This window comes from Pseudomonas sp. IT-P218 (assembly GCF_949767605.1).
GTDB lineage: Bacteria > Pseudomonadota > Gammaproteobacteria > Pseudomonadales > Pseudomonadaceae > Aquipseudomonas > Aquipseudomonas putida_AE.
The window spans coordinates 441,362-460,233 of record NZ_CATKQQ010000044.1 but is presented as its reverse complement, the minus strand read 5'-3'; the positions used below and the strand labels follow the sequence as shown (position 1 = coordinate 460,233).

At 60.5% G+C, this 18,872-nt stretch carries 17 protein-coding genes and 1 pseudogene; 4 read left to right on the top strand and 14 right to left on the bottom strand.

The features are described 5' to 3' along the window. Positions 1 to 44: 44 nt before the first annotated feature. The 12 genes from ACM6I6_RS22470 to ACM6I6_RS22415 all read right to left on the bottom strand — a co-directional run bounded on the left by ACM6I6_RS22470 (position 45) and on the right by ACM6I6_RS22415 (position 12,658). Positions 45 to 674 carry a class I SAM-dependent methyltransferase gene (locus ACM6I6_RS22470; protein ID WP_323608064.1) on the bottom strand — a complete coding sequence of 210 codons (630 nt, stop codon included), beginning with the start codon at positions 672 to 674 and terminating at the stop codon, positions 45 to 47. Between the two features lie 538 nt (positions 675 to 1,212). Beyond that, a complete protein-coding gene (locus ACM6I6_RS22465; RefSeq protein ID WP_008057629.1) occupies positions 1,213 to 1,857 on the bottom strand; it encodes a methionine ABC transporter permease in 645 nt (214 codons plus the stop codon). Then, the gene (locus ACM6I6_RS22460; protein WP_414920724.1) at positions 1,847 to 2,968 is read right to left on the bottom strand and encodes a methionine ABC transporter ATP-binding protein; all 1,122 of its coding nucleotides are present in this window, start codon (positions 2,966 to 2,968) and stop codon (positions 1,847 to 1,849) included. Before ACM6I6_RS22460 ends, ACM6I6_RS22465 begins: the two co-directional genes overlap by 11 nt. 2 nt (positions 2,969 to 2,970) lie before the next feature. Next, positions 2,971 to 3,780 (bottom strand): MetQ/NlpA family ABC transporter substrate-binding protein, encoded by an 810-nt coding sequence (locus tag ACM6I6_RS22455; RefSeq protein WP_323606556.1) that lies wholly within the window; start codon positions 3,778 to 3,780, stop codon positions 2,971 to 2,973. Positions 3,781 to 3,899: 119 nt separating this feature from the next. Further along, the gene (locus tag ACM6I6_RS22450) at positions 3,900 to 5,258 is read right to left on the bottom strand and encodes an LLM class flavin-dependent oxidoreductase (protein WP_414920723.1); all 1,359 of its coding nucleotides are present in this window, start codon (positions 5,256 to 5,258) and stop codon (positions 3,900 to 3,902) included. Next, positions 5,258 to 6,451 (bottom strand): SfnB family sulfur acquisition oxidoreductase, encoded by a 1,194-nt coding sequence (locus tag ACM6I6_RS22445; protein ID WP_406591380.1) that lies wholly within the window; start codon positions 6,449 to 6,451, stop codon positions 5,258 to 5,260. The genes ACM6I6_RS22450 and ACM6I6_RS22445 overlap by 1 nt, the downstream gene beginning before the upstream one ends. A 23-nt stretch (positions 6,452 to 6,474) precedes the next feature. Then, on the bottom strand, positions 6,475 to 7,716 hold the full coding sequence (locus tag ACM6I6_RS22440) for an SfnB family sulfur acquisition oxidoreductase (protein WP_414920722.1): 1,242 nt from the start codon (positions 7,714 to 7,716) through the stop codon (positions 6,475 to 6,477). A gap of 215 nt (positions 7,717 to 7,931) precedes the next feature. Beyond that, the gene (locus ACM6I6_RS22435) at positions 7,932 to 8,693 is read right to left on the bottom strand and encodes a hypothetical protein (RefSeq protein WP_323626544.1); all 762 of its coding nucleotides are present in this window, start codon (positions 8,691 to 8,693) and stop codon (positions 7,932 to 7,934) included. A gap of 454 nt (positions 8,694 to 9,147) precedes the next feature. Next, positions 9,148 to 9,903 carry an L-cystine ABC transporter ATP-binding protein TcyN gene (gene tcyN, locus ACM6I6_RS22430; RefSeq protein ID WP_274075076.1) on the bottom strand — a complete coding sequence of 252 codons (756 nt, stop codon included), beginning with the start codon at positions 9,901 to 9,903 and terminating at the stop codon, positions 9,148 to 9,150. A 4-nt stretch (positions 9,904 to 9,907) separates the two neighbouring features. Further along, positions 9,908 to 10,573 (bottom strand): cystine ABC transporter permease, encoded by a 666-nt coding sequence (gene tcyL / locus ACM6I6_RS22425; protein WP_274075077.1) that lies wholly within the window; start codon positions 10,571 to 10,573, stop codon positions 9,908 to 9,910. Continuing rightward, entirely contained in the window at positions 10,573 to 11,373 is an 801-nt protein-coding gene (tcyJ, locus tag ACM6I6_RS22420; RefSeq protein ID WP_077186170.1) for a cystine ABC transporter substrate-binding protein, read from the bottom strand. Before tcyJ ends, tcyL begins: the two co-directional genes overlap by 1 nt. 292 nt (positions 11,374 to 11,665) lie before the next feature. Next, entirely contained in the window at positions 11,666 to 12,658 is a 993-nt protein-coding gene (locus ACM6I6_RS22415) for a D-cysteine desulfhydrase (protein ID WP_274075079.1), read from the bottom strand. Positions 12,659 to 12,848: 190 nt separating this feature from the next. Between ACM6I6_RS22415 and epsC the strand changes: the two genes are divergently transcribed. Then, entirely contained in the window at positions 12,849 to 13,775 is a 927-nt protein-coding gene (epsC, locus tag ACM6I6_RS22410; RefSeq protein ID WP_323606551.1) for a serine O-acetyltransferase EpsC, read from the top strand. Positions 13,776 to 14,095: 320 nt separating this feature from the next. Beyond that, positions 14,096 to 16,051 (top strand): choline transporter BetT, encoded by a 1,956-nt coding sequence (gene betT, locus ACM6I6_RS22405; RefSeq protein WP_274075175.1) that lies wholly within the window; start codon positions 14,096 to 14,098, stop codon positions 16,049 to 16,051. Between the two features lie 6 nt (positions 16,052 to 16,057). Here betT and ACM6I6_RS22400 read toward each other — a convergent pair whose 3' ends face one another. Then, the gene (locus tag ACM6I6_RS22400) at positions 16,058 to 16,318 is read right to left on the bottom strand and encodes a hypothetical protein (RefSeq protein WP_274075080.1); all 261 of its coding nucleotides are present in this window, start codon (positions 16,316 to 16,318) and stop codon (positions 16,058 to 16,060) included. A 224-nt stretch (positions 16,319 to 16,542) separates the two neighbouring features. Here ACM6I6_RS22400 and ACM6I6_RS22395 point away from each other — a divergent pair. Both ACM6I6_RS22395 and mgrA read left to right on the top strand, forming a co-directional pair. Beyond that, a pseudogene (locus ACM6I6_RS22395) lies at positions 16,543 to 16,671 on the top strand (LysR family transcriptional regulator); the annotation flags it as partial. Between the two features lie 125 nt (positions 16,672 to 16,796). Beyond that, on the top strand, positions 16,797 to 17,834 hold the full coding sequence (gene mgrA, locus ACM6I6_RS22390; protein WP_274075081.1) for an L-glyceraldehyde 3-phosphate reductase: 1,038 nt from the start codon (positions 16,797 to 16,799) through the stop codon (positions 17,832 to 17,834). A gap of 90 nt (positions 17,835 to 17,924) precedes the next feature. Here mgrA and tauD read toward each other — a convergent pair whose 3' ends face one another. After that, positions 17,925 to 18,764, bottom strand: a complete 840-nt coding sequence (gene tauD, locus ACM6I6_RS22385) for a taurine dioxygenase (RefSeq protein ID WP_414920721.1) — start codon at positions 18,762 to 18,764, stop codon at positions 17,925 to 17,927. Between the last annotated feature and the right edge of the window lie 108 nt (positions 18,765 to 18,872).

The window sequence follows — 18,872 nt, the reverse complement described above, 5'->3', positions numbered from 1 at the left end:
ATCAACTGTGGGAGCCAGCCTGCTGGCGATGGCGTCCGCACTGGCTACGCAGGCTTGCGCCACACACTCGCCAACCAAGGCTGCTGCTCCCGCGGCAGCCCCGCCGGCCGGTAGTAATGCTCCAGCTCCACAAACCCCGCCTCGGTCAGCAACTGCTGCCACGCCTGAAGATCGTGATACGCCCCATACCGCGGCCCGTTCCAGCCTTCCTGATTCTCACCACGGGGATTGGAACTGAACAACACACCCTTCGGCTTCAACGCCGCACGCAGCTCCTTCAACACCCGAGGCAACTCCTGGCGCGGGATGTGAAACAGCACCGCATTGGCAAAAATCCCGTCGAAACGCTCGTCCGGCAAATCCAGCTTCAGGAAGTCCTGCTGCCAGACTTCGCAACCGCTGTCCTCCCGGGCCATCTGCGCAAACTTCTCCGATCCGTCGAGACCGACCGCTGTGTGGCCCATTCGCGTAAACGTCTGCAAGTCGCGACCGGGACCACAGCCAAAATCGAGAATGTCGAACGGCGCTTTACCCTGGATATGCCGCAACAGCGCGTCGATGTTCTGGCTAACATCGTGATCGCGGGTGCCTTCGCGGAAACCTTCGGCCACCGAGTTGTAATGGCCCAGGGTGGTGGACGTGATCTGTTCGAGGTCGTCGGGGGTCTGTTTCATGGTTGGCTGCGCAGGCAATAGGGATTTGCCGAATATACGCCATCAAGCCTGGGGCTGCTGCGCAGCCATTCGCTGGCAAGCCAGCTCCTACAATGATCGCGTCGGTCATCTGCAGGAGCTGGCTTGCCAGCGATGGCCTTACGTATCGCCTACTAAACGATTGGGTGGCGGCTGTACGCAGGTTAGTAGGCCGGTCAATAGGAAAACCGGTGCACCCGAAGGTGCCCCACGCACAGCCACCATATTCCGCATGCGGCAAAGTGCCGACATGAGCATGGAAACGCTATGCGCCTATTGTTCCGGGCTACTAAACCCGATCACTGATGAGCAGTGACGGACCGAGACTAACCACGGAATTTGGCAGGCGCAAGCGAGCGGAATAATCTAGGAAACGTCCTGCAAAGGAAAGGGATTTAGCCTTCAGAATTGCCGATTTTCTTGTACGAAATATCGCCAAGATCGCAGCCTTCAGCAGCTCCTACAGGGTGTACACATTCCCTATAGGAGCTGCCGAAGGCTGCGATCCTTTGATCTTGATCTAGCGTTTGTTCAACCCCCGAGCCAACCTATCCCCACCCAACTGAATCACCGCCACCAACGCCACCAGCAACACAATCACCGTCAGCATGATCTGACTGTCAAACCGCTGATACCCATACCGATACGCAATGTCCCCCAAGCCACCCGCCCCAATCGCCCCGGCCATGGCCGATGAGTTGATCATCGTCACCAGGGTAATGGTGAAGCCCCCGACTATCCCCGGCAGCGCCTCAGGTAACAGCACATGCCAGACGATATGCCCACGTCGGCAGCCCATGGCCTGCGCCGCTTCGATCAAACCATGATCGACCTCGCGCAGGCTGACCTCGGCGATGCGTGCAAAGAACGGCGTGGCAGCGATGGTCAACGGCACCACCGCCGCCCACACGCCATAGGTGGTACCGACGATCAACCGAGTGAACGGGATCAGCGCCACCATCAGGATCAGGAACGGAATCGAGCGGAACAGGTTCACGAAGGCACCCAGTGCGCGGTTCAGCGCCGGGGCTTCGTAGATGCCGCCCTTGGAGCTGGTGACCAGGATCACCGCCAGCGGAATCCCCGCCAGCAGTGCGATCAACGACGACACGCCAACCATCAGGAAGGTGTCGATGAAGCCTTGCAGCAAGCGATCAAACCACATAACCCAGTACCTCCACCTGTTGCGCCCATTGGCCGGCGCGTTGACGCAATGCGTCGGCGCCGAGAGGCGAGCCGGTCACCGCCAGCAGCAGTTGCCCCAGCGCGTGCCCCTGAATCCGTTCCACACCGCCCTGCAACAGACGCACGCGGCCACCGAGTGCAGCGAACAGCGCGGCAAGGTCTGGTTCGGCATGGGCCGTTCCGGTGAATTGCAGGCGCAGCACCACGGCATCCTCCGAAGACTGCGCTTGTTGATGCAAGCGGCTTTGCAGCTCGGGCAGCAGGGCGTGTTGCAGTGGCGCGAGCAGGGTCCTGCTGACCTCATGCTGCGGGTTGCCGAAGACTTCCCAGACCGGGCCTTGTTCGACGATTTGTCCATGCTCCAGGACCACCACGCGATCGCAGATCTCGCGGATCACCGCCATTTCGTGGGTGATCAGGATGATGGTCAGGCCCAGGCGCTGATTGATCTCGCGCAGCAGGCCGAGGATCGATTGGGTGGTCTCCGGGTCCAGTGCCGAAGTGGCTTCGTCGCACAGCAAAATCGCCGGGTCATGCACCAGCGCGCGGGCGATGCCGACGCGCTGTTTCTGCCCGCCGGAAAGCTGCGCCGGGTAAGCCTTGTGTTTGCCCTGCAGGCCGACCAGTTCCAGCAGTTCACGCACCTTCTGCTCGCGTTTTTCCTTCGGCACTCCGGCGACTTTCAGCGGCAACTCGACGTTCTGCCAGACGGTCTTGGCCGACATCAGGTTGAAGTGCTGGAAGATCATGCCGATGCGCCGACGCAGCGCCACCAGGCGGTCTTCGTCGAACTCGCCAATGTCCACCTGATCGATCAGCACGCGACCCGAGGTCGGTTGTTCGAGGCGGTTGATGGTGCGGATCAGCGACGACTTGCCGGCGCCGCTGCGGCCGATGATGCCGAACACCTCACCGCGCTGGATCGCCAGGTCGATGCCTTGCAGCGCCGCCACCGGTCCTTGCTTGCCGTCGTAGGTTTTACCCAGGCCGATGAAGCGCACATGGGCCCGATTGAGTGCCGGGTGCAGTTCGGTCTGGTCAGCATTCTTGAGCGCTGGAATGTCCAGTCGCCGTTGCGTGGCTGCCGTCATGCTCAGCTCTCCCAGCCGGCTTGGTAGAGCTTGCCGTGGGCTTTATCCAGGGCTGCGCGAACGGCCGGCGAGTGTTGGTAGATGTCGACGAACTTGATCAGGCGCGGGTCGGTTTTGCTTTTCGGCTGGATCACGAACTGGATCACGTATTCCTTGTGGTCGAGGCCGTCGAACAGCAGGGCGGAGCCGGCGTCGAAGGTTTTCGCCAGGCGGATGTAGGCCGGGTAGCCCTGTACCAGATCAGCGTCGTCATAGGCGCGCACCAGTTGCACGGCTTCGACCTGCAGGATCTTGATGTTCTTCGGGTTGGCGATGATGTCTTCTTCGGTGGCCTTGTAGCCGACACCCGGTTTGAGCGTGATCAACCCGGCCTTGGCCAACAGCTGCAAGCCACGGCCGCTGTTGATTGGATCGTTGGCGATGGCCACGCTGGCGCCTTGTGGCAGCTCGTCGAAGCTTTTGTATTTCTTCGAGTAGAGGCCGACGTTGTTGATGATCCCCGGGGCGAAGGGCACCAGGTCAAAGCCGGAGGCGTTCCTGGCGTTTTCCAGGAACGGGATGTGCTGGAAGTAGTTCACGTCGATGTCGCCGGCAGCGAGGCTGACGTTGGGCGCGATCCAGTCGGTGAACTCTACGAGCTCGACTTTCAGGCCTTGTTTGCCGGCTTCTTCTACTGCCGCTTCGAGAGGAATGGCGAAGGCGGCGGTGGTGCCGATTTTCAGTGGGGCGTCGGCGGCGAACACTGCGCAGCTGAACAGGCCGAGGGCCAGGGCCAGTGCTTTGACTGGGTGGTTCAGGAGTTTTTTTGTCATGGTAGTTTTCCAGTCAGTGCATGAGTTTTGTGTTGTCTGGTCAGGCCTCATCGCCAGCAGGCTGGCTCCCACAGTGGGAATGCATTCCAAATGTGGGAGCTAGCCTGCTGGCGATGCTTTTAGCGTCGGTAGGCAGAGCCGGTATGCTGGCCAGGCAAATGCGCCTCGCCATGAAACAGCTTTTCGCGCAAGGACCCGTTGTCATAGGCGGTCTTGTACGACCCGCGCCGTTGCAGCTCCGGAATCACCAGCTCAATGAAATCCACATAGCTTTCCGGCGTGACGATCCGCGTCAGGTTGAAACCGTCCAGGCCGGTTTCGGCGATCCACGATTCCAGCTCATCGGCCACTTGTTCAGGCGAGCCGACCAGGGTGATGTAGCGTCCGCCGAGGGCGTGTTGGTCGAGCAATTTGCGTCGGGTCCAGTCGTTGTTCTGCAGGTTCTTGGTGGCGGACTGGATCGCGTTGCTCTTGACGTACTGGATCGGTTCGTCGATGGCGTACTCGGAAAAGTCGATCCCGGTGCAGGCCGAAAAATGCGCTACTCCCGCCTCGGCGCTGGCGTAGCCCAGGTATTCGGCGTGCTTGGCCCAAGCGAGTTCTTCAGTCGCGCCAACGATCACGTTCAAGCCCATGAACACCTTGATGTCCTCGGGATTGCGCCCGGCCTCGACGGCGCTGGCGCGGACCTTGTCCACCTGTACCTTGGTCGACGCCTTGGTCTGCCCGCTGATGAACACGCATTCGGCATGTCGCCCGGCAAACAGCAGACCGCGATCGGAACTGCCGGCCTGGAACAGCACCGGGGTGCGCTGCGGTGAGGGCTCGCACAGGTGATAACCCTCCACCTGATAGAACTCGCCCTTGTGCTCGACCTTGTGCACTTTTTCCGGTTGCGCATAGATCCGTTGCTGCGCATCGTTGAGCACCGCGCCGTTTTCCCAGCTGCCTTCCCAGAGTTTGTAGAGCACTTGCAGGTATTCATCGGCCTGGTCGTAGCGGCGGTCATGCTCGACCTGTTCGCTCAGGCCCATGGCCTTGGCGGCGCTGTCGAGGTAGCCGGTGACGATGTTCCAGCCCACCCGACCGCGGCTCAGGTGATCCAGGGTCGACATGCGCCGGGCGAACAGGTACGGCGGTTCGTAGGTGAGGTTGGCAGTGAGGCCGAAGCCGAGGTTTCTGGTCACGGCAGCCATCGCCGAGACCAGCAGCAGCGGGTCGTTGACCGGCAGCTGGATCGACTCTTTGAGCGGCACATCCACCGAGTTCTGGTACACGTCGTAGACGCCGACGATGTCGGCGATGAACAAGCCGTCGAACAACCCGCGCTCGAGCAGTTGCGCCAGTTCGGTCCAGTATTCGATCGTCTTGTACTGGGTCGAGGTGTCCCGTGGATGCGTCCACAGGCCATGGTTGATGTGCCCGATGCAGTTCATGTTGAACGCGTTGAGCAGGATCTTCTTTTTCGCGTCGGCCATCAGATGGTCCCCCGTAGCGGCGGGTTTTCATCGTTCAGGTAGTAGTTGCCGACCGCGTGGTACTTCCAGCGCACCGGGTCGTGCAGTGTGTGCACCCGGGCATTGCGCCAGTGGCGATCCAGGCCGTGCTCGATCAGGGTGGCCTGGCTGCCGGCCAGTTCGAACAAGGTCGTGCCGGCGGCGAGGGAGATTTCGGTGCTGATCGCCCGGGCTTCGGCGACGGCAATCGACGCGGCGGCGACGCTTTCGGCATTGGTGTCGGCCTGTGCCTTGTCGAGGAATTCCCCGGCGCGCTCCAGCAAGGCTTCGGTGGCGTGCAGGCGAATGCTCAAGTGGCCGAAGCTCTTGATGGTCAGCGGGTCGTCGGTGGCTTTTTCATGGGTGGCGTCGATCCACGGCCGGGTCTTGGTGCGCACGAAATGCAGCGCATCTTCATAGGCCGCGCGGGCGATGCCGGTGTCGATGGCGGCATGGAGAATCTGCGCCAGCGGGCCGACCGGGGTCGGGCGCTCGAACGCGCTTTGAAACGGGATCACGTCTTCGGCGGCAACAAAGACATCTTCGAACACCACTGAACCGCTGCCGGTGGTGCGCTGGCCGAAGCCGCTCCAGTCGTCGATCACGGTCAGGCCTTTGCTGTCGCGCGGAACGAACGCCAGTTGCTGCACGCCGTTTTCATCGATCACGGAGGTCGGGATGCGCTGCGCGTAGATCGCGCCGGTGGCGTAGAACTTGCGACCGTTGATGCGATAGCCGTCACCATCGCGAGTCAGGCGGGTGACGCGGTCGTGGGCGGTTTTGGTACCCAGTTCGGCAAGGGCATTGCCGAATCGCTGACCGGCCAATACTTCGGCGTACAGACGTTTTTTCTGCTCTTCGCTGCCATTAACCCGCAGTACTTCGAGGGCGTAGAAATGGTTCTGCGGGATTTGCCCGAGGGAGCCATCCGCTTGGGCGATCAGGGCGATGACCTTGGCCAGGGTGACGTTGGAAACGCCGGCGCCGCCGTATTCCTTGGGCACGCTGATGCCCCACAGGCCCGAGCGGGAAAACACTTCCAGTTCCGGGTGTGGCAAACGGCGTTCGCGGTCGCGCAGGGCGCTGTCGCGTTTGAAATCTTCGGCCAGGTCGCTGGCGACGATCAGGGCTTGCTCATCGCTGGTGATGACCGCGACGTGTTGAGAAAGGGTCATGTGTTTCTCCAGATGTCTGGTCGTCAGATCCAGGAATGGCGAGCGGGCAAAGTGCCGTTCAGGTAATAGGCACCCACCGCGTGATATTTCCAGCGCACCGGGTCGTGCAGGGTGTGCACCCGGGCGTTGCGCCAGTGGCGGTCGAGGTTGAATTCGGCGAGGGTGGCGCGGCTGCCGGCCAGCTCGAAGAGCTTTTCGCTGGCCTGTAACGAGATTTCGGTGGTCAGCACTTTGGCTTCGGCCACGGCAATCGAGGCGCGGGCGGCAGACTCGGCGGTGAGCGGCGCGGCGCTCACCTGGTCGAGCACCTGCCCGGCCTTGCGCAGCAGTGCTTCGGCGGCGTGCAGTTCGATTTTCAGCTTGCCGATGTCGGCGATCACGTACAGGTCATCGCTGGCCCGTTCGACGTTGGCGTCGACCCATGGCCGGGCGCGGGTTTTGACGAATTCGATGGCGTCGTCGATGGCGCCACGGGCGATACCGGCGTCGATGGCGGCTTGAATCAGCTGCGAGACGGCGCCTTGGGTATTGGGTTTTTCATTGATCTTCCAGTTGTCCACCACCAGCTCGGCATCGACCCGCACGTTGTTGAGCAAAATGGTGCCGCTGGCGGTGGTGCGCTGGCCGAAACCGGACCAGTCATCGACGATGCGCAGTCCCGGTGTACCGCGACGGACGAAGGCCAGCACCTGCTTGCCGTCATCGTTGAGCGCCTTGACCGCGACCCAATGCGCGAACAGCGCGCCGGTGGAATAGAACTTCTGCCCGTTGAGGACAAACCCATCACCGTCGGCGCTTATGCGCGCCTTGAGTTCCAGGGTGTTTTTAGCACCGCGTTCCGGCCCGGCATTGCCGATTCGCCAGCCTTCCAGGACGCTCTTGAACAGCTGTTTTTTCTGCGCCTCGGTGGCGCTGCCGAGCACCAGGTTGAGAATGCCGAACTGGTTCTGCGGAATCTGCCCCAGGGCCGGGTCCGCCGCGGAAATGATCGCGAACACCTCGGCCAGGGTGACAAATGAAACCTGCGGGCCGCCGTACTCGCGGGGAATGGCGATGCTGCCCAGGCCGCTGCGGGTGAATTGTTCGATTTCCGACCACGGCAGCTTGCGCTGCTGGTCGCGCCGGGCAGCCTGCAGGCGAGCGACTTGCGCCAGCTCATGGGCGGCCTTGATGGCCTGGGCATCGTTGCGCAGCACGTGCGCGGGCAACAACAAGGGGGCGATGTCCAGGTCACTCTGGACGATTGCATCAGCCAGACTGGACATCAGTGCCACTCCTTGGCTACACGCAATGCCCTGGCGATCTGCACTGGGGTGATCGTGTTCCGGACCATACCTACCTCACATCTCATGGAAACACCGCGGGGTGCGGCGAACGAAAACAAGAATGTCCGGTGGTCCGGTTTATATACCCTAAACGTGTATAAATGTTTTTTGAACTAACTTTTAGGAATATGTATAGAAGGTCAAGCTGCTCCTCATCACTTTCGTCGTTCGGCGGCTTTGAGGTGTTCTTTTTTCGGCACCTTGAGATAGGGATTGGCACAACCAATCTTCAACGCCCGTGCTGGCGCCCAGCGCGAATTGTTGCCGACACGATCAAGGATGCAGTAAGTCACCTCCAGGCGCAGGTCTTCGCCGGCTTCGAGAATGATCGCCGGTGGCACCCAGATCTGAATCGGCTGGCCCACATCACTCTCCTTGAGTGGCGGCAAATCCATTCGGGCATCGCCCCAGCGCAGGGTGATTTCGTCATCGGCGGCCATGTTCAGGTACGGCTCGATGGTGACTGGCACGCCGCGCTTGATCTGGTTGGGATTCACCCCCTGCCGGCAAATCGTTCCGGGAAGTTTTACCGGTGCCAGGCTCTGGTTCTCGTCGCCAGTCAGCGCAGTAGGCTGTCCACCGGGGCACTCGAGTTTTGACTGCAGCCGCCGGGCGGGCGATACGATCGGCGCCTGCCCTATTTGCATGATTCGATAGTGAACGCGAGAAGCGCCACTGGCGATAAAGCTCTCGGGTACCCGTAGCTGAACGGGTTGGCCGATCTCATTGGCCTTCAGGGCCCTCGAGGCGACGTAGCAGTTGTCCCAGAACAGTTCGATCAGGTCGCCTTCGTCCATCCCGGGGTAGGGTGGCACCTCGATCAGCAAGTGCGCGGCCGAGGCGAGGTTGATCCCGGCCTTGTGGGACTGCGCCAGTGTCGGGGCGGCAAGTTCGATTTTGTTTGAGGTGCATGTCATGGAAGTCTCCTTGATGTTTTGCAATGAAGTCCGTTTCGGAAAACAACAGCAAAACCGTTCATTACTTTGATTTGAAATAATGATTTGGCGTGATCAGTGCCGCTGGCAGGAGACTAGATAAGAGTGCGCTGGAGTCAGTGTCAATAGAGTGGGCTAGTTAAATGAAGTGCTGGGTGTTATTCAGAAAACTCCTACGCGTTAAAGTTAATAAGCCGTTCCGATGAGTCGACTTTACCTGCTCAAGGCGCCGTTTTATGAGGGGCTGGCGCATTATATGGGTTCACGATGCGCTTGGATGTCCAGTCGGCAAAACTGTTGCGCAATACATATATGTATCGAGTGCGCTGACAAGATGTGCTTGTCGTGCACGTACATTTAATTATGTAAGAGTAAGAGTTTGGTGCGGGGAGGGTGGCACTTCCATCCATGGAAGTTGACCGATGTTACGAGAGGTTTAGTTGTGGGCGTTGTTCAGGAACTTGCTGAGAAACTGTTTCGTGCGTTCTTCCTTGGGGTTGGCAAACAACGCCTTCGCTTCGCCTTGTTCGACGATCACGCCCTTGTCGAAAAACACCACGCGATTGGCCACGTCGCGGGCAAACCCCATTTCGTGGGTGACGATGACCATGGTGCGATTCTCCTCGGCCAGGCTGCGAATGGTCGACAGGACTTCGCCCACCAGCTCCGGGTCGAGCGCCGAGGTCGGTTCATCGAACAGGATCACTTCCGGCTCCATCGCCAACGCGCGGGCGATCGCCACACGCTGTTGCTGACCACCGGAAAGGCGGCGCGGGTAAGCGTCTTCCTTGCCTGCCAGGCCGACCCTGGCCAACAGCTTTTTACCCAGGGCAACGGCCTCGGCGTGCGCGATCTTCTTGACGATGATCGGGCCTTCGATAACGTTTTCCAGGGCGGTGCGGTGGGGGAACAGGTTGAAGTTCTGGAACACGAAGCCCACGTGCTGGCGCAAACGGCGCACCAGGCTCTGTTGCTGGTTAAGCGGGCGGCTGGTATCGATCTCGATGTCGCCGACCTTGATCCGGCCGCTGGTGGGTTCTTCGAGGAAGTTCAGGCAGCGCAGGAAGGTGGTCTTGCCCGAGCCGCTTGGCCCGATGATCGCCACCACCTCGCCTTCCTTCACTTGCAGATCGATGCCGTTGAGCACGACTTGACCCTTGAACTGCTTTGTCAGTTTTTCCACGACAATCATGGGGTCAGGACTCCTGGTCGTGCCGGTTGACCCGTGCTTCCAGCTGGTTCTGCAGGTGCGACAGCACCGTGGCCAGGACCCAGTAGATCAGCGCGGCGGCAAGGTACATGGTGAAGACTTCAAAGGTACGGGCGGTGATCAGCTGCGCCTGGCGGAACAGCTCCGGCACCTGAATGGTGGCCGCCAGCGCGGTGTCCTTGACCAGTGAAATGAAGCTGTTGCCCAGTGGCGGCAATGCGGTGCGCATCGCCTGCGGCAGGATGGCCCGGCGCAGTGTTTGCGCGCGGGTCATGCCGATACTGGCAGCAGCTTCCCACTGGCCGCGCTCGATGGAACTGATCGCCGAACGCAGGATTTCACAGGCGTAGGCGGCCATGTTCAGCGAGAAGCCGATCAGGGCCGCCGGCAGCGGGTCGAGTTCCATGCCCAATTGCGGCAGGCCGTAATAGATCACGAACAGTTGCACCAGCAACGGCGTACCGCGAAAGAACGACACGTAGATGCGGGCGATCCAGCTGATCAGCTTGAAGCGCGACAGGCGCATCAGTGCCAGGCCGAAGCCCATCACCAGGCCGAAGAACATCCCGCCCAGGCTCAAGATGACCGTGTAGTAGGCCCCCTTGAGCAGGAAGGGCAGGGAGTCCAGTGCGAGTTGAAAAGCTTCTTCCATTATTGAGTGACGTCAGCGCTGAAGTATTTTTCCGAAAGCTTTTTCAGCGTGCCGTCGGCGCGCAGCTTGTCGATCGCCTTGTTCACGGCTGCCAGCAGTTCAGGCTCGCCTTTGCGCAGGGCAATGCCGGCCTCCTGGCGGGAGAACGCTTCACCGGCAGCGGTGGTGTCCTTGGCTTTCTTGGCGTATTCCAGCGCGGCCAGACGGTCGATCAGGATGGCGTCGATACGGCCGACACGCAGGTCCTGGAACTTGGTCGGATCGTCTTCATAGGTGCGCACGTCAGCGGTCGGCACGTTGGCCTTGACCCACTGCTCGTAGTTGGTGCCCAGGCCCACGCCGACTTTCTTGCCACCCAGGTCGGCCGCGGACTTGATGTTCAGCTCGGCGGCTTTCTTGGTCAGTACCAGCGCCTGGATCCCGGAAACGGTGTAGGGCTCGGAGAAGTCATACTTCTTCTTGCGCTCTTCGGAGATGGTCACCTGGTTGATCACCGCGTCCAGGCGCTTGGATTCCAGTGCCGCGAGGATGCCGTCCCATTTGGTCGGTTGCAGCTTGACCTTCACACCCAGCTCTTTGGCCAGGGCTTCGGAGAACTCGACTTCGAAGCCGGTCAGTTTGCCGTCGGCGTCGACGAAGCTGAACGGTGGGTAGGTGCCTTCCAGGCCGACGTTGATCACGCCTTTGTCCTTGATTTGTTGCAGTTGCTCACCGGCCACTGCCTGGCCAATCAGGCCGGCACTGAGGGCAAGGCCCAGCGAACCCACCAGCAGATTTCGACGTAGTGCGGAAAAATTCATGACAAGCCCCTGTGTTTTCTTATGGAAGACGCTTAAGGAAAGTTGGCAAATTCGGGATTTGGACGACTGCGATATCCTGCCCTAAAGCAGCGTATGCGTCTCGCTGCAAATTCGCCTGCGGCGTGACTATATGATGGTGCTTTTAGATTAGAAAATAATAAATTCTATTTTTCTTATTTCTTAAAGGAATATGAGTTGCCTGATGAAAAGATCGCAGCCTTCGGCAGCTCCTACAGGGGATTGCGTACATCTGTAGGAGCTGCCGAAGGCTGCGATCTTTTGATCTTGGTTCTTACAAGAAGCTCGTATAGGCAAACAACGCCGGCGCCCCGCCGGTGTGCAGGAAGATGATCGGGCCCTCATCGAAACGTGAACGTCCGATCCCGTCCAACAAACCCGCCATGGCCTTGCCAGTGTAGACCGGGTCCAGTAACAGGCCTTCCTGGCCGGCCAGCAGCTTCACCGCTGCCAGCGTCCCGGCATTGGGCTCGCCGTAACGTGGCGAGAAATACTCGTCCCACAACTCGACCTTGAAACTCTCAGGCAACGTCACCCCCAGCAACTCGGCGGTACGCTCGGCCAGGCCCTGGACCTTTGGCCGCTGGTCTTCATCGCTGCGCGAAACCGTGACGCCGATGACTGGCAATTCCGGCAATACTTCGCTCAACGCCAATGCCAGGCCGCTGTGGGTTCCGGCGCTGCCCGAGGCGAGGACGACGGCGGCAAAATTCAGCCCGGTGTCCTTGATCTGTTCGGCCAGTTCCAGACCGGCTCGCACGTAACCCAGGGCGCCCAGCGCATTGGAGCCACCGATCGGCACCAGATACGGCTTCTTGCCGTTGCTGCGCAGGCGAGCAGCCAGGGATTGCAATTGCTCGTCGGCGTTATCCAGATTTTCGACCAGCTCGACCTTGGCATCGAACAGATCCAGCAACAGCCGATTGCCGTTGCCGACATAATTGGCGTCGTCGGTGCCCAGGGGGTTTTCCAGCAGGGCCACGCAGCCCAGACCCAGCTTGGCCGCAATGGCAGCGGTCTGGCGTACATGGTTGGACTGCAGCGCTCCCGCCGTGATCAAGGTATCTGCGCCCTGGGCCAGGGCATCGGCCGCCAAATATTCGAGTTTGCGCAGCTTGTTGCCGCCCATCGCCAGTGGGGTCAGGTCATCGCGTTTGACGTAGACGTCGCGCCCCAGCCAGGCCGACAAGCGTTCGAGTTTTTCGAGGGCGGTCGGTTGGCCCAGCAGGTCTAGACGGTTGAAGCGGGCAAGCTGTTGTTTGATCATGGGTCCGTACTGGCGGTGGAAGGTCTCTGGACTATAGGCACGCCACTTTGTCGGGGCAACCGTGAATCGCTTATAGCCGATTGTAATTACGACAGCACAATTGGTTCTTAATTTCGCTTGCGAGCCTTGCCGTAAAGTAATCGCCGTCAGTGCGGCCAGACTGTCCGGCCGCCCGTGAGGAGTTTTTACCGTGAGTGAGCGTTCCAGTCATTGGCAGTTGCAAACCATCGTTAGCCAACTGCGTACGGCACGTGAGCAGTGGCGTGCACAAAACGGCCGCGCCAGCGGTGAGCAGGGTGGTCGCGAGTTGCCGTCACGGGCCGCCATGGCGGAGATTCTCGAGGCACTCTGCGGGGCACTGTTCCCGATGCGCCTGGGGCCGGTAGACTTGCGCGAAGAGAGTGAGGATTTCTACGTCGGCCACACCCTCGATGTGGCGTTGAATGCGTTGCTGGCGCAGGCACGGCTCGAATTGCGCTATGCCGCCCGTCACAGCGCCCAGGCCGACACTGAGGTCGAGGCGAAAACCATTCAGATCATCCAGGACTTCGCCCTCGCGTTGCCGGGGCTGCGCAGTCTGTTGGACACCGACGTTCTGGCGGCTTATCACGGCGATCCGGCGGCACGCAGCGTCGACGAAGTGCTGCTGTGCTATCCGGGCATCCTGGCGGTGATTCACCATCGCCTGGCCCACCATCTATATCGCGCCGGCTTGCCATTGCTGGCTCGCATCAGCGCGGAAATCGCCCACTCGGCCACCGGTATCGACATTCACCCGGGCGCGCAGATTGGCCGCAGTTTCTTCATCGACCACGGGACCGGTGTGGTGATCGGCGAGACCGCGATCATCGGCGAGCGGGTGCGGATTTATCAGGCGGTAACCTTGGGTGCCAAGCGCTTTCCGGCGGATGAAGACGGCCAGTTGCAGAAGGGCCAGGCGCGGCATCCGATCGTCGAGGATGACGTGGTGATTTACGCCGGGGCGACGATTCTGGGGCGGATCACCATCGGCAAGGGCTCGACCATTGGCGGCAATGTCTGGCTGACCCGCAGTGTGCCAGCGGGCAGTAACCTGACCCAGGCCAATCTGCAACTGGATGACGGGGCTCAGAAGTAAGAAGCTGTCAGCAACCCCCTGTAGGAGCTGTCTCGTGCAACGAGGCTGCGATCTTTTCAGAAGCACCGCAAAAGCAAAAATCAAAAGATCGCAACCTACGGCAGCTCCTACAAAAGCATGACCGCCGAGCCCTGGAATTAGTCCTTAGCCCCCTATTCATGTTTAACTTGAACGTTCATTCAAGTTAAACCGGTGGTTCGCTGCCCGCTCACAACAGGAGGCTTGCCTTTGCTGAGTCCGATTTCTACAGCCACGATTGACCCCTTCGAGGTGCACCTGCAATGAGTGCATCGTCCATTCCCCCAAGCGGCCTGGTCCGCATGAATCCGCCGGTGTTCTACTTCGCGGCGACCTTCATTCTGCTGTTCGGCATCGTGGTCATTGCCATGCCCGAACAGGCCGGCGCCTGGCTGCTGGCGGCGCAAAACTGGGCGGCCAACACGGTTGGCTGGTACTACATGCTGGCGATGACCCTGTATCTGGTCTTCGTGGTGGTCACCGCGTTATCGGGCTACGGCAAGATAAAACTCGGTGCCGACCACGACGAGCCCGAATTCAGTTATCTGTCCTGGGCCGGCATGCTGTTCGCCGCCGGGATCAGCATCACGCTGTTTTTCTTCTGCGTGTCCGAGCCCCTGACCCATATGCTGCAACCGCCCCAGGGTGAGGCCGGCACGGCGGATGCGGCGCGGCAGGCGATGCAGATCCTGTTCCTGCACTGGGGCCTGCATGGTTGGGGCGTGTTCGCCTTTGTCGGCATGGCGCTGGCCTACTTCGCCTACCGGCATAACCTGCCGCTGGCCTTGCGCTCGGCGCTGTACCCGCTGATCGGCAAGCGCATCAATGGCCCCATCGGTTACGCGGTGGACGGCTTCGGCATCATTGCCACGGTGTTCGGTCTCGGTGCCGACATGGGCTTTGGCGTGTTGCACCTCAACTCGGGCCTGGACTACCTGTTCGGCATTGCTCACACCCAGTGGATCCAGGTCGGCCTGATCACGCTGATGATGGGCGCGGCGATCATCGTCGCGGTGTCCGGCGTCGACAAGGGCGTGCGGGTCATGTCCGACATCAACATGCTGCTGGCCTGTGCGCTGCTGCTGTTCGTGTTGTTCGCCGGGCCCACCCAGCACCTGCTCAATACCCTGATCCAGAACGTCGGCGACTACCTCGGCGCCTTGCCGATGAAGAGTTTCGACCTCTACGCCTACGACAAGCCTAGCGACTGGCTGGGTGGCTGGACGGTGTTCTACTGGGCCTGGTGGATCGCCTGGTCGCCGTTCGTGGGCCTGTTCATTGCACGGATTTCCCGTGGCCGCACCATCCGCGAGTTCGTCTTCGGCGTGCTCCTGATTCCGCTGGGCTTCACCCTGGCGTGGATGTCGATCTTCGGCAACAGCGCCATCGACCAGGTGCTCAACCACGGCATGACGGCGCTGGGCATGTCGGCCATCGACAACCCGTCGATGACCCTCTACCTGCTGCTGGAAACCTACCCGTGGAGCAAGACCGTGATCGCGGTCACGGTGTTCATCAGCTTCGTGTTCTTCGTCACCTCTGCCGATTCCGGCACCGTGGTGTTGTCGACGCTGTCCGCCAAGGGTGGCAACCCGGATGAAGACGGGCCGAAATGGCTGCGGGTGTTCTGGGGCGCAATGACTGCGCTGGTGACCAGTGCGCTGCTGTTTTCCGGCAGCATCGATGCGTTGAAGTCCGCCGTGGTCCTGACTTCGCTGCCGTTCTCGCTGATTTTGCTGTTGATGATGTGGGGCCTGCATAAAGCGTTTTATCTGGAATCGCAGAAGCAGATTGCGCAGATGCATTCCCTGGCGCCGGTGTCCGGTTCGCGGCGCGGTGGTTGGCGCCAGCGCTTGAGTCAGGCGGTGCATTTCCCGTCGCGGGACGAGGTCTATCGCTTCCTCGATTCGACGATACGCCCGGCCATCGAAGAGGTGTCGGCGGTGTTTATCGAAAAGGGCCTGAAGGTCGTGACTCACCCTGAGCCGGTCAATGACAGCGTCAGCCTGGAAATCGGTCACGGCGACGAACACCCGTTCATCTATCAGGTACAGATGCGCGGCTACTTTACGCCGTCATTCGCCCGCGGCGGCATGGGCTCCAAGGAACTCAACAACCGGCGCTATTACCGGGCCGAAGTGCATTTGAGCGAGGGCAGTCAGAACTACGATCTGGTGGGATACACCAAGGAACAGATCATCAACGACATCCTTGACCAGTACGAACGGCACATGCAGTTCTTGCACCTGGTGCGTTGAGCGGGTCTAGGCCTCGGTGGTCATCACCATGAACAACACCAGCGCCGCCACGGGGATACCGAACACGGCGCTGCCCACCACCAGCTCCGTGCCCAACGGCTGGCCGGCATGCACCATGCCCACCGCGCCATTGATCAGCGTCAGGGCCAGCCACAGCACGATGAAGCTGTAGGCGAGGACCTGGCGGGGAAAGCCGATCTTTTCGCCGATGTACAGCATCAGGGCGAGCAGGATCAGGCCAAAAGTGATGATGATGGTGGTGTGCATGGTGTGTTTTGCCTGCCGGATGTGTATTGACTGGTCGGCCGCCTTCGCGAGCAAGCCCGCTCCCACAGGGTATCTCCTTTGAACATTAATCTTGTGAGCAACCGGGATCAATGTGGGAGCGGGCTTGCTCGCGAATGGGTCACCTCGATATCGGTTTGAGCATAGTTAAACCAACCCACCGTTCACCCGCAGAATCTGCCCGTTGACCCAAGCCGAATCCGGCCGCGGAAATTTATGTCGCCTCAGCGATCGCCGGACTGGGCCTGATCCAGTGCCCGCACAACCGGCACATGTCGCCACGGGTTCGGGTGTTTGTGGATTGGTTGGGGGAGGTGTTTGCGGGGGCCGTTTGAATGGAAAAATGTGAAACGTTTCAGCCATTTTTCGAGTCTCAGGTTTTCTGGCGTTTGTCTGGGCGTATGCTGGGCGACTTGCAAAGCAGTCGAGACCAGATTCAAGACAGACAAGAGAGGATTCGATGACTTACACCGCTGCCGAAAACCGCTACGACTCCATCCCCTACCGCCGCGTTGGCCGCAGCGGTCTGGTACTGCCGGCGCTGTCCCTGGGCCTGTGGCACAACTTCGGCGACAGCACGCCGATCGATACCCAGCGCGCGTTGTTGCGCACGGCTTTCGACCTTGGGATCAACCATTTTGACCTGGCAAACAACTACGGCCCTCCGTACGGCAGTGCCGAGATCAATTTCGGCCGTTTGCTGCGTGAAGACTTCAAGCAGTACCGCGACGAGCTGATCATTTCCAGCAAGGCCGGTTGGGACATGTGGCCCGGCCCTTACGGTCAGGGCGGCGGCTCGCGCAAGTACGTGCTTGCCAGTCTCGACCAGAGCCTGCAGCGCCTGGGCCTGGACTACGTGGATATTTTCTACTCCCACCGTTTCGACCCCGACACCCCGCTGGAGGAAACCGCCAGCGCGCTGGCCACGGCGGTGCAACAGGGCAAGGCGCTGTACATCGGCATCTCGTCTTATTCCGGGGTGAAAACCCGTGAAATGGCGGCGTTGCTCAAAGAGTGGAAAGTACCGCTGTTGATTCACCAACCGGCTTACAACCTGCTTAATCGTTGGGTGGAAAAGGACCTGCTGGACACCACCGATGAACTCGGCACCGGTGTCATTGCATTCACACCGCTGGCCCAGGGTTTGCTGACGGACAAGTACCTCAACGGCGTGCCGGCGGATGCGCGGGTCAACCGTCCTGGCGGTGGTTCGTTGCAGGCCTCGCACTTGTCCGAGGCCAACATTGCGCATGTGCGTGCACTCAACGAGATCGCCAGGCGTCGTGGCCAGAGCCTGGCGCAACTGGCGCTGGCCTGGACCCTGCGTGACCCGCGGGTGACCTCGGCGCTGATCGGTGCCAGCCGGCCGGAGCAGATCATCGAGAACGTCGGGGCGTTGAAGAACCTGAGTTTCAGTGCTGAGGAGCTGGCGGAGATTGACCGGTTTGCCCAGGAGGGTGGGATCAATCTTTGGGAGAAGCCTTCTACCGCTGAGTAAGCTGTAAAGCAAAAGATCGCAGCCTGCGGCAGCTCCTACAGGGGAACGCATTTCCTTGTAGGAGCTGCCGCAGGCTGCGATCTTTTGATCTTAAAAAAACGGCACATCTCCCAACACCGTCGCCCGCTGCATCAACCGCCGCGCCGGGCGATAGTCATCCACCGCGTAATGCTGGGTCACGCGGTTGTCCCAGAACGCGATGTCGTCTTTCTGCCAGCGCCAGCGAATGGTGAATTCCGGCCGGGTCGAATGGGCGAACAGGAACTTCAGGATCGCCTCGCTCTCGGTGTCCGATAGCTCGTTGATCTTCGAGGTGAAGCCCTCGTTGACGAACAGTGAGCGACGCCCGCTCACCGGATGCGTGCGGATCACCGGGTGCGACAGCGGCGGATTCTTGCGCCGTGCCTCTTCCCATTGGGCCAGCGCTTCGGGCGTGTTGCCATAGCGCTCCAGCGGAAACGAACGGGTGAAGTCATGGGTGGCGGTCAGCCCTTCGAGCAGGGTTTTCATCGGCGCCGACAGGGCTTCATACGCCGCGATACCGCTGGCCCACAGGGTATCGCCGCCAAACTCCGGCAGCAGCTTGGCGCTGAGCACCGCGCCCATGGCCGGGGTCGGCAGGAAGGTCACGTCGGTGTGCCAGATCGCGTTGTCGCGCACGTCTGTGACGGCGGTGTCGAGGATCAGTACCTCAGGTTGATCCGGCACGTTCGGGTAGATCGGATGAATGTGCAGGTCGCCGAAATTGGCGGCGAATCGCGCCTGCTGCTGCGGCGTGATCGGCTGATCACGGAAGAACAGCACCTGATGCTTGAGCAGCGCCTGCTCTATGGCGTCGCGTTGTTCCAGGTTCAGCGGCTGGCTGACGTCGACGCCGCTGATTTGCGCGCCGAGGGCCGAGCTTAGAGGGACGATGGTCAGGTGGCTCATGGTGGTTCTCTTCAATCCGGGGCGTGCTTTTTGTGGGAGCGGGCTTGCTCGCGAATGCAAACTGTCAGGCAACAAAAAGTGACTGTCACACCGCTTTCGCGAGCAAGC

Bases quoted from the DNA above. Each gene is read 5' to 3' on its own strand.
- ACM6I6_RS22470 (WP_323608064.1), bottom strand. From the start codon at position 674: ATGAAACAGACCCCCGACGACCTCGAACAGATCACGTCCACCACCCTG.
- ACM6I6_RS22465 (WP_008057629.1), bottom strand. From the start codon at position 1,857: ATGTGGTTTGATCGCTTGCTGCAAGGCTTCATCGACACCTTCCTGATG.
- ACM6I6_RS22460 (WP_414920724.1), bottom strand. From the start codon at position 2,968: ATGACGGCAGCCACGCAACGGCGACTGGACATTCCAGCGCTCAAGAAT.
- ACM6I6_RS22455 (WP_323606556.1), bottom strand. From the start codon at position 3,780: ATGACAAAAAAACTCCTGAACCACCCAGTCAAAGCACTGGCCCTGGCC.
- ACM6I6_RS22450 (WP_414920723.1), bottom strand. From the start codon at position 5,258: ATGGCCGACGCGAAAAAGAAGATCCTGCTCAACGCGTTCAACATGAAC.
- ACM6I6_RS22445 (WP_406591380.1), bottom strand. From the start codon at position 6,451: ATGACCCTTTCTCAACACGTCGCGGTCATCACCAGCGATGAGCAAGCC.
- ACM6I6_RS22440 (WP_414920722.1), bottom strand. From the start codon at position 7,716: ATGTCCAGTCTGGCTGATGCAATCGTCCAGAGTGACCTGGACATCGCC.
- ACM6I6_RS22435 (WP_323626544.1), bottom strand. From the start codon at position 8,693: ATGACATGCACCTCAAACAAAATCGAACTTGCCGCCCCGACACTGGCG.
- tcyN (WP_274075076.1), bottom strand. From the start codon at position 9,903: ATGATTGTCGTGGAAAAACTGACAAAGCAGTTCAAGGGTCAAGTCGTG.
- tcyL (WP_274075077.1), bottom strand. From the start codon at position 10,573: ATGGAAGAAGCTTTTCAACTCGCACTGGACTCCCTGCCCTTCCTGCTC.
- tcyJ (WP_077186170.1), bottom strand. From the start codon at position 11,373: ATGAATTTTTCCGCACTACGTCGAAATCTGCTGGTGGGTTCGCTGGGC.
- ACM6I6_RS22415 (WP_274075079.1), bottom strand. From the start codon at position 12,658: ATGATCAAACAACAGCTTGCCCGCTTCAACCGTCTAGACCTGCTGGGC.
- betT (WP_274075175.1), top strand. From the start codon at position 14,096: ATGAATCCGCCGGTGTTCTACTTCGCGGCGACCTTCATTCTGCTGTTC.
- ACM6I6_RS22400 (WP_274075080.1), bottom strand. From the start codon at position 16,318: ATGCACACCACCATCATCATCACTTTTGGCCTGATCCTGCTCGCCCTG.
- mgrA (WP_274075081.1), top strand. From the start codon at position 16,797: ATGACTTACACCGCTGCCGAAAACCGCTACGACTCCATCCCCTACCGC.
- tauD (WP_414920721.1), bottom strand. From the start codon at position 18,764: ATGAGCCACCTGACCATCGTCCCTCTAAGCTCGGCCCTCGGCGCGCAA.